This window comes from Limnospira sp. PMC 1279.21 (genome assembly GCF_032349615.1).
In the GTDB taxonomy this organism is placed as follows: Bacteria; Cyanobacteriota; Cyanobacteriia; order Cyanobacteriales; family Microcoleaceae; genus Limnospira; species Limnospira fusiformis.
In genome coordinates this window covers 1-6,929 of record NZ_JARPLU010000211.1, presented here as the reverse complement: position 1 = coordinate 6,929, position 6,929 = coordinate 1, and the positions used below count along the sequence as shown (strand labels likewise).

Below are 6,929 nucleotides of genomic sequence, written 5' to 3'. Positions count from 1 at the left end.
TGCCTAGACTAGCACCATATCTTTTATTCCCTGTCAACCTGCGGAATGTAGGTTAACCATTTGGAAATAGCAGTTTTGCACTGTTCAATGATTTCAAGTGATGGGGATATTACTACAAAATCATCGGCGTATCTGATTGTTGTGGCTTGAACCACGTTTCTCTTTTTAGGATACATTGTTTCTATGAACCTAACCATTCCCAACAGTGCGATGTTGGCTAGGAGTGGACTTATTACCCCTCCCTGGGGTGTCCCTGTTTCTGTATCATCGAAAACGCCGTTATCTAGCACGCCTGCTTTGAGCCATTGTTTCAGGTCTCTCTTTAGACTGCTTGGACAATGAATTTTGGAAAGTAGGTATTCATGGTTCACGGTAAGAGCATTTTGCTATATCTGCATCCAGTATGTAATAACCTCCTTTGTTTATACTTTGAAAGATTCTGGATATTGCATCATGGGCTGACCGTCCGGGTCGGAACCCATAGCTGTTGCTTTCAAATCTCGATTCCCATTCAGGTTCGAGTGCCGATTTAACCAAGGCTTGCCTTGCTCTATCCTGGATTGTGGGTATTCCTAGAGGGCGTTTTTCATCCATTCCGGGTTTTGGAATCCACACCCGTCGCAGTGGTTTTGCTTTGAGGTTTCCCTTAATGTTCTTAACAAGCTCAAAACTTTGTCTTGGAGAGATTACTCTTACTCCATCGACTCCAGCCGTTTTCTTGCGTTGATTATCTTGGGGGGCGGGTTTATTAAGCTGACTGTTGGGAAGCATGGCTGACCGTGGAACCCGCCCCTACAGCCGCACTGCTAAGAGTCGGGCATAATATGACTTCACCAATAGACGTTGCCACCTTCTTGCCTTTGCGTCCTGTCCCGATTTAGCTGCTTGAAATATCCTCTTTTGGAGCTTAAAGACGTATCGCTGAACCTTAGCCCAGTTGATACTTCTCCATCCATTCGTAGTCTTAGTAGGTCTCCGTTTATCGAAGCCTTTACCTTCTCTCGATTTCGTCATTTTGACTCCTACTCGACTCTATCCTTGCAATCAAACCGTGACCCGTTAGCATATCCCGTCCATTACAGCCGGGCGTTGGCTTCTGGTCACATCTCACCCCCTAATAGGCATACGCTTACACTTTTTCACTACTGACTCTCTCGACCAGATTATCAGAGCCTAAAAGGGTTTATAACGTTCCGTTTATATGGGCATTCCATCTTTAGACTTGTCCTATCCACCGAGGTACTTTTAAAGGTCTGTGTAGGTAGCTTACAAATACTCCTACTTTTCCCTTTGCTCTTTTGAGCGCAGCGTATCAACCTATTTCGCTGCTTATTATTTACGATGGTTCAAGTCGGAACATTCAGATTTCCTTAGTCATGGATGGTTGGCAGTGGTCGGATTATTGGGAATAGGTTACCCTCACGCCTTCCGTTCCCCGCTTCAATCTGACGGGTTGTGTATCCTGAAACTGGGGGTGGCTATCGCCGTTACTCTTTCCCACAATCGCCCAAGTGGTTTTAATCCTCCATGTTGTATAATTGAGTATTGCGATTTTCTTTGTGGGATTGACCTTGAGTTCCCTGCCTTGCTTTCGCTTTGGGACATATAAACAGTTATGAGGATGGTCAGGAGTGCGCTCCTTATATTCAACCAAGGGGTTGAAATCCTCACCAGGCGGTTATTTCGGGTATTGCAACCCTATTTCATGCCTGAACGTCTCGCACTTGTAAAGATCAAGTAACATAACACAGACAAACTGCGTCGATCATGACTCAAATTTCTGCTAACTCTGATGTTCCGAGTATGGGACGTCGCCAATTTATGAATCTGCTGACCTTTGGTTCAGCAACCGGGGTGGCCCTAGGTGCGCTGTATCCCTTCGTCAAATATTTTATTCCTCCTTCAACTGGGGGAGCAGGTGGCGGTGTGATCGCCAAAGATGCTTTGGGTAATGATGTAGTAGTCAGCCAATTTGTGGCTACTCATAATGTAGGCGATCGCGTCTTGGCTCAAGGTCTCAAAGGTGATCCTACCTACCTAGTGATTGAAAATGATGGCAACCTGGCTGAATATGGCCTGAATGCGGTATGTACTCACCTGGGTTGTGTGGTTCCCTGGAACAGCAGCGAGAATAAATTTATCTGTCCCTGCCACGGTTCCCAGTATGATGCTACTGGTAAGGTAGTGCGTGGTCCGGCTCCCCTGTCCTTGGCGCTGGTTCACACCGAAGTTGTGGACGACAAAGTAAGTTTCATTCCCTGGACTGAAACCGATTTCCGCACCAATGAAGCTCCCTGGTGGGCTTAATTGAGACTCAGAGGGGGGATGGTAATAAGATCTATCCCCAATCTGTGATCTAATGATAATTTACATTTTGAGAGAGATAGAACATTCCGATGTCAAACACTGACCGATTCGCAATTCTGCGTCGTGGTATTGGGGCAACTTTGCGGGTGTTATTAGTTGCAGTGGCAACCGCAGGGCTGTTCCTAGCCGGGGATTTGGTATTACCCCAGAGTGCTGCGGCTTATCCTTTCTGGGCTCAGGAAACTGCCCCAGAAACTCCCAGAGAAGCTACAGGCCGTATTGTTTGTGCTAACTGCCACTTGGCTGCTAAACCTACAGAAGTAGAGGTTCCCCAGTCTGTCTTACCTGATACGGTGTTTAAGGCTGTGGTGAAAATCCCCTATGATACTAATGTACAGCAGGTGTTGGGTGATGGTAGCAAAGGCGCTCTGAATGTGGGAGCGGTGTTGATGCTTCCAGAAGGCTTTAAAATTGCTCCTGCCGATCGCATTCCTGAAGAGATCGCCGAGGAAGTCGGTGGTCTTTACTTCCAACCCTACAGTGCTGATCAAGAAAATGTGGTGATCGTTGGTCCAATTCCTGGCGATCAATACCAAGAAATTGTCTTCCCGGTTCTGTCTCCAGATCCAGCTACTGATAAGTCTATCCACTTTGGTAAATATGCCGTCTACGCTGGCGGAAACCGGGGTCGTGGTCAACTTTACCCGGCGGGTAATGCCAGCAATAACACGGTTTATAAAGCCTCTGTGGGTGGAACTATCACCAAAATTACTCAGGAAGAATATGTTGGCTACCAGGTAACTATCACTACTGCTGAGGGTGATTCTGTGGTGGAAACTGTGCCTCCTGGTCCTGAGTTGATTGTTTCTGAGGGTCAACCTGTGGCGGCTGGTGATTCATTAACCAATAATCCTAATGTGGGTGGCTTTGGTCAAGATGATACTGAAATCGTACTCCAAAGTTCGACTCGGATTCAAGGTCTGCTGGCATTTTTTGCCCTGGTGATGCTAACTCAGATTCTGTTAGTTCTCAAGAAAAAACAAGTGGAAAAAGTCCAAGCGGCTGAGATGAATTTCTAATTCTGGCTGTCCATTGGCTTCAACGTTGAAAGTCCGGGGGTAGGGTAAATAATTGATAATTAATAGTTGTTAATTGTGGATTCTGCCTCCGGCTTTCTCACTGCAAATTAATCAAATTTATCAATTTTTTAAAAGTGGCGATCGCAACGGAAACAATTAAAGCGGGAAAATTCGACTGGTTTTATCGGGAAATTAACCGGGAAGTGACAGATAAACCGCCTATCTTATTTTTACATGGGTTAATTTCTCAAAGTTACAGTTGGAGTGTAATTATGGAGGAAGTAGGCGAGAAGGGATACCGAGCGATCGCACCCGACTGGCTGGGTTCTGGATTTTCCGAGAAACCCGAAAAACGAGATTTCCCCTATACTCCAGATGCGTATATTCAAGGATTAGAAGAGTTTTTAACTACCCTAAAATTAACTAAGTTTTATTTGGTTGTTCAAGGTTTCTTAGGTTCCGTGGGGTTACAGTATGCCCTGCGACACCCAGAACAAATTGAACGGCTGTTAGTATTAAATACCCCTGTCTCTACCGAGGCAAAATTACCCTGGAAAATCAAACAGATGTCATTGCCTTTTGTCGGGGATATGATGACTCAAGACCCGTTATTAGTCGATCGCACTCTGGAGGGAGGAAGCGGTTATGTGATTGAAGATAAAGATCTCGATGTCTATCGCCGTCCGTTTCTCAAGTCTTCCTCTACCGGGCGGGCGCTCATGGCAACCATTAAGAATCTACAATTAAAGGAGGCTATGGAAGAAATTGTCTCCGGCTTCCCCAAATGGGATCATCCCACCGAGATTGTCTGGGGGACTGCTGACCCTTGGCTAGATCTGTCTATGGCTGAAAGTTTGGTCGAGAAGATTCCTGGGGCAGTATTGGTTAAACTAGATAAGGCTGGACATTATCCCCAAGACCATTGGCCCCAAGAAATCGCGGAATCCCTACTGCTATTCCTGCGAAAAAAAGCACTTTGAACCCCAAGGGCTACCCTTGACCATGGTGGGGAGCTAGTCGTGGGGATTAAGTCCCTGATTGTCTATCATACTAATTGCGAATATGACTGAAACATCCCCGAATCCGAAATTTACACCCCCAGTGGTCGAAAGTAATGTAGACCAACAAGCCTTGATTAAGCAACTTAGACGCAAAGAAGGGAGTTGGGTTGAGTGGGGTCAGGCCTGTGCTACTCTGCAAAAGTGCGGTAAAAATTCCCAGGAGATTTTTGAGGATACTGGTTTTGAACCTGTGCAACAAAATCAGGTAATTGTCGCTTCTCAGGTTTACCACTCCATGGTTAAGGGGGAAGCCTCCGAGAAGGTGCGATCGCATTTTTGGCAAAAAGGCAGCGATATCCTTTATGAACTTCGTATCCTCACCCAACCCCTGCGGGTGGCGGCGGCGGGGTTGATTCTCGAGTACAATTTAGATGCCGATGAAGCCCGAAATATCGCTAGGGCGCTGAAAGATTTTTCCCTGAGCGGGGGTATGCCGGAAGGATTTTCTACCGATGCCGGGGATATGGTAGCCTATTATTTCGCCAAATTGGCTCGCCAACAAAAGGATATCCAGGAGCGATCGCGCCTGATTGCTAAGGGTCTAAAATTTGTCAAATCTACGGCGGCTAGAAGCCAGCTAGAACAGCTTTTAACTGATTTTACGGTTTCATATCCCAAAACTGCCCCTCGCCTGCCAGTGTATCGTTTAGAGGAGTCTGAGGAACTTCCTTGTATTGTACCTGTGGCGGGGAGGTTTCCCCTCAACAAGGAGGATTGGCAAGCTGTTCCCCTGTGTGAGGCGATCGAACCTTTTGGAATCATCAAATTTAATGGAGGAGGTGCTTGGCTGGCTTTACCAGGTTGGCAGGTAGTCCGAAATTCTGAAGACCCAGTGGTGATTTTATGTCAAAGCGACCAGCTTCCTACTCCTCTCCCTGGTCAGGTTGAGGAAGTAGTTGCAGTTATTGATCGCGCAGGTAGAACATGGCAAGCAGACAGTTATTTTCTAGTGGAGATTGAGGGTCAACTAGAATTGCAATGGTTTGAGGACCAACCCGAAACGCCTCTGCTAGGCAGGGTGATTCTGATTTTGCGCCCAAAACGGATTGTCGATGAAAATCAGATGACCGATATTTGGCAAATTGAGGAATAGGGCAAAAGCACCTAGAGAGAAGATACTCGCTATTCGCGATCCAGTTATCCTACCCCGCCAGCTAGGGGCAGATTTAACGGGAACGACGCGATCGCATATTCGGGGGCAAAAAGTCAGCAGGTTCTTCCTCAATCCGATAAGGCCAGATATCAATAGGTTGAATTGAATAACGTTTCAACTCAGACCGACGATTAGATTGACCCGCCATCACCACTAAAGCGATCGCCAAAATACTACCACCCAAGACCACAGCCAGAATCACCCCCACCAGAAACCATAGCATAGCAGTTGGCAATCCATTGGAGCCAGAATTGCCTTGAGACAAGCGGTTTTGATCCAGGGTCAAATTACTAACCCGACGCTCCTGTTCTTGCAGTTGCATCGTCAGGCGTTCATTTTGCATTCGCTGCTGTTCAAGCTGAGTCGTAAGAGTTTCAATTTGAACCCGATGTCGCTCCAGTTGACTCGTTAGTTGGTCAATCTGAACCCGATGTCGTTCCAGTTGAGTAGTGATTTGTTGATTAGTCGTTTGTTGTCTTTCCCATTCTCGAAGTACATGAGACCCAGAACTTGAGGAATCAGAGGAACTAGGTGGGGGAGGTAAAGGAAAGGTGGGGATCGGAATCTGCCCATTGGGAAACGTCCCTAATGTTGACTCCGACACATTAGGCGGTGGCGGGAGAATTCCAGATGGGAAACTTGGGGGTGATGGTTCATCCTTTCCTAAAGACGATTGGTTACTCAAAAATAACCATGCGAATAGGAGTAGCATGGCTACCATTAAGGTAAACACACATCCCCATAAAAACCCCGTAGTCGGACTCATGCGTTTGGATTTCACACTTAGGCAGCTATAAGAGAATTCCAGGTTAAATCCTTTTGAACAGCCTAATGGCCTATCTAGGGTGATCAGTAGAAGAGAGACTTGCCATTGGACATCATGTACATCTCTGAATCTAACTGCTTACGAATCTAACCGAGTTGCATATTAACACGAAGCGTTTACCGTTGTCTTGGAATTGTATAGCACAAGACAGAAAAGTTAGGACGTATAATGGCCAGGATATCTACAGAAGACCAAAAATGCCAGCCCCCTACAGTTACGACCTTAGACAAAAAGTTATTAATGCCATTGAACTAGACGGTATACCCAAAACCGAAGCCAGTCAAGTTTTCCATGTCAGCAGGAACACCATCAATCTCTGGCTGCAAAGAAAAGAACACACCGGCGACTTCCTCCCTAAACCTAATCGCCCACCTGGTCATAGCCACCAAATTACCGACTGGCACAAATTCAAGGCTTTTGCCCAAGAGCATGGCGACAAAACCTCCGTTCAAATGGCTCAACTTTGGGATGACGACATCTCTCCTCGCACCATATCCAGAGCC

Annotated in this window: 6 protein-coding genes and 1 pseudogene; 5 read left to right on the top strand and 2 right to left on the bottom strand. The window is 46.5% G+C overall.

All coding sequences use genetic code 11. From position 1 onward, the window contains the following. Nucleotides 1–53: 53 nt before the first annotated feature. Nucleotides 54–1,014, bottom strand: a pseudogene (locus tag P5683_RS21545) (reverse transcriptase domain-containing protein); the annotation flags it as partial. Nucleotides 1,015–1,767: 753 nt separating this feature from the next. Here P5683_RS21545 and petC point away from each other — a divergent pair. The 4 genes from petC (at nt 1,768) to P5683_RS21525 (ending at nt 5,540) form a co-directional block, all read left to right on the top strand. After that, complete coding sequence (gene petC / locus P5683_RS21540) at nt 1,768–2,307, top strand: cytochrome b6-f complex iron-sulfur subunit (protein ID WP_006624496.1); 540 nt, start codon at nt 1,768–1,770, stop codon at nt 2,305–2,307. A gap of 89 nt (nt 2,308–2,396) precedes the next feature. Further along, entirely contained in the window at nt 2,397–3,386 is a 990-nt protein-coding gene (gene petA / locus P5683_RS21535) for a cytochrome f (RefSeq protein ID WP_006624497.1), read from the top strand. Between the two features lie 134 nt (nt 3,387–3,520). Beyond that, entirely contained in the window at nt 3,521–4,366 is an 846-nt protein-coding gene (locus P5683_RS21530) for an alpha/beta fold hydrolase (protein WP_006624498.1), read from the top strand. A gap of 82 nt (nt 4,367–4,448) precedes the next feature. Continuing rightward, nucleotides 4,449–5,540 (top strand): RuBisCO accumulation factor 1, encoded by a 1,092-nt coding sequence (locus P5683_RS21525; RefSeq protein ID WP_006624499.1) that lies wholly within the window; start codon nt 4,449–4,451, stop codon nt 5,538–5,540. A gap of 73 nt (nt 5,541–5,613) precedes the next feature. Here the strand turns inward: P5683_RS21525 and P5683_RS21520 are convergent, their stop codons facing one another. After that, on the bottom strand, nt 5,614–6,381 hold the full coding sequence (locus tag P5683_RS21520; protein ID WP_315669477.1) for a hypothetical protein: 768 nt from the start codon (nt 6,379–6,381) through the stop codon (nt 5,614–5,616). Between the two features lie 242 nt (nt 6,382–6,623). Between P5683_RS21520 and P5683_RS21515 the strand changes: the two genes are divergently transcribed. After that, nucleotides 6,624–6,929, top strand: a 306-nt coding sequence (locus P5683_RS21515) for an IS630 transposase-related protein (protein ID WP_315641034.1), incomplete at its 3' end; no start/stop codon positions are given.